Origin of the sequence: Allomesorhizobium camelthorni, assembly GCF_011045125.1 — a bacterium.
GTDB classification, from domain to species: domain Bacteria; phylum Pseudomonadota; class Alphaproteobacteria; order Rhizobiales; family Rhizobiaceae; genus Allomesorhizobium; species Allomesorhizobium camelthorni.
In genome coordinates this window covers 1-2,048 of the sequence record NZ_JAAKZF010000220.1, presented here as the reverse complement: position 1 = coordinate 2,048, position 2,048 = coordinate 1, and the positions used below count along the sequence as shown (strand labels likewise).

Below are 2,048 nucleotides of genomic sequence, written 5' to 3'. Positions count from 1 at the left end.
ACAGACCCCCGTACAATGTTGCCAAATGTGGCTTTGAGTGGTCGGTATGCGTCGAGCGTCCAAGGCATAGGCGGCAGCATGTTGAGACCTGTCGTGGTCGGGATGCGAGTCGATTTGTCGCGGGCGAATCAGGGCCACCACAGGATTTAATGCGCCATCGACGGCCCGGCTGTGAGCCGGCCTATGGAGGCGCACATGGTCCGGCGCATGGATCGCCCTGTGCTGCGCGTGCACGTGTCGTTCGAAGCGACAAGAACCGGCCCCCAACATCTGCTCGAGGCCTATGCTCGGCTTGTGCCGACCATCCGGCGCACGAGCCAGCGGCCAGCACGTCGCACGGGCCTGTCATCGAAGGTGACGGGCGTGACAGCGAGATCGGGAGGTGAGCAATGACCGAGGCGCGATGTGCACTTTATGCGCGGGTGTCGAGCGAGGCCCAGACGCGCGACAACACGATTGCCAGTCAGGTCACTGCGTTGCACGAACGCATTGCCGCCGATGGTTTCGTGCTTGAGCCAGATTACAGCTATCAGGATGACGGTTACAGCGGTTCGATCCTGCTTCGCCCGGCGTTGGAGCGGCTGAGGGATGCGGTTGCCAGTGGCCACGTCGAGCGTCTCTACGTCCATGCTCCCGATAGGCTCGCCCGCCGCTACGCTCATCAGGCGCTGCTGATGGACGAGTTCCGTCGTTCCGGTGTGGAGATCGTGTTCCTGAACCGCCCCATCGGCGGCACCGCTGAAGATGATCTGCTGCTCCAGGTTCAGGGCGTGATCGCCGAATATGAGCGGGCCAAGATCCTCGAGCGGAGCCGTCGTGGTCGCCGCCACGCGGCACGCTCCGGCTCCGTCAGCGCTCTGACGGGCGCCCCCTTCGGCTACCGCTATGTGGGCCGGGAGCAAGGCGGCGGCGTGGCACGCTTCGAGGTGGTGGAGGCGGAGGCGCACATTGTTCGTCTGATCTTTGCATGGGTCGGCCTGGATCGCATGAGCCTGCGGGAGGTGTGCCGGCGGCTCGAGCAGATCGGCTGCCCGACGCGGACAGGAGCCACGCATTGGTATGCCTCCACGATCCGCGGCATGCTCGCCAATCCGGCCTATGTCGGACACGCCGCTTTCGGCCGGGCCCGCTACTTGCCACCTCGACCGCGGTTGCGGCCGATCCGCGGCCATCCGCAGCCCTCGCCGCGGGCCACTTGCCGCGTTCCCGTTCCTCCAGAAGAGTGGGTCGAGATCCCTGTTCCCCCACTCGTCGATCCGACCGTATTCGAGGCGGCCCGTGCACAGCTTGAGGAGAACCGGAAGCGCAAGCGCCAACGCATGCCGAGTGCGGATTGGCTGCTGCAGGGCCTCACGGTCTGTCGGCGTTGCGGCTACGCCTACTATGGCAAGCGCGCCCCTCGTTCCCGCAAGTACGACCCGGCGAATACGCTGCGCTACTATCGTTGTATCGGCGCGGATGGCTATCGCTTCAGCGGCCGCTCCGTGTGCGACAACTCGGCGGTGCGCGGCGATCACCTGGAAGAAGCGGTGTGGGATCAAGTGAAAAGCCTCCTGAAGGACCCGCGCCGCGTGGCCGACGAATACCGCCGCCGCCTCGTCCAAGTTCGCGACGAAACCCGCGAGCCGGATGAGATCGTCCGCCTGGAGCGACAGATAGCCAGCTTGCGTCGCGGCATCGGCCGGCTGATCGACAGCTACGCCGAGGGCGTCATCGACAAGGCGGAATTCGAACCGCGGATCGCTGGCCTGAAACAACGCCTTTCCCAGCTTCAGGAGCGACACCAGGCGGCGGTCGAAGTGGCTGAGAACGAACGCGAACTCTCACTCCTCATCAGTCGTCTGGAAGACTTCTCCGCCAAGGTGACAGCGGGGCTTGCCGGCCTTGATCGGACCGGCATGCAGCAGATCATCCGCACTGTGGTTCGCCGGGTCGAAATCGACGACGCGCACATCGAGATCATCTTCCGGGTTCCCCCGCTCGATGGCCCCGCCGGCCCAAAATCACCAAGCGAAATGACCCTTTCCAGGCAACATTGTACAGCGGTT

General features: G+C 64.6%; 1 protein-coding gene. It reads left to right on the top strand.

Translation table 11 applies throughout. The features are described 5' to 3' along the window. Nucleotides 1–389: 389 nt before the first annotated feature. A partial coding sequence (locus G6N73_RS35425; RefSeq protein ID WP_246252831.1) for a recombinase family protein occupies nucleotides 390–2,048 on the top strand: 1,659 nt, incomplete at its 3' end.